The following is a 238-nucleotide window of genomic DNA, read 5'->3' as shown; positions in this document are numbered from 1 at the left end:
CTGGGCACGACCGTCGAAGGCCGGCCGGTTTCCCTGCTCACGCTCGGCACACCGCAAAGCGGCGATATGCTGAAGATGCCGAAGAAAAAGATCTGGCTGATCGCGCGTCAGCATCCGGGCGAGACGATGGCCGAATGGTTTATCGAAGGACTCGTGAAGCGGCTCGTCGGCTGGGGCGATTGGGCGGGCGATCCGGTTGCGCGCAAGCTCTACGATCACGCGGTGTTCCACATCGTGC

1 protein-coding gene is annotated in these 238 nt (G+C 63.0%); it reads left to right on the top strand.

What is annotated here, in order from left to right; genetic code table 11:
* Positions 1-238: M14 family zinc carboxypeptidase (locus tag SB753_RS41085; RefSeq protein ID WP_410805681.1), on the top strand; the 238-nt coding region annotated here is incomplete at both ends.

It is taken from the genome of Paraburkholderia sp. SIMBA_053 (genome assembly GCF_046534895.1).
GTDB lineage: Bacteria > Pseudomonadota > Gammaproteobacteria > Burkholderiales > Burkholderiaceae > Paraburkholderia > Paraburkholderia caledonica.
This window is presented reverse-complemented; position numbering and strand designations above follow the sequence as displayed.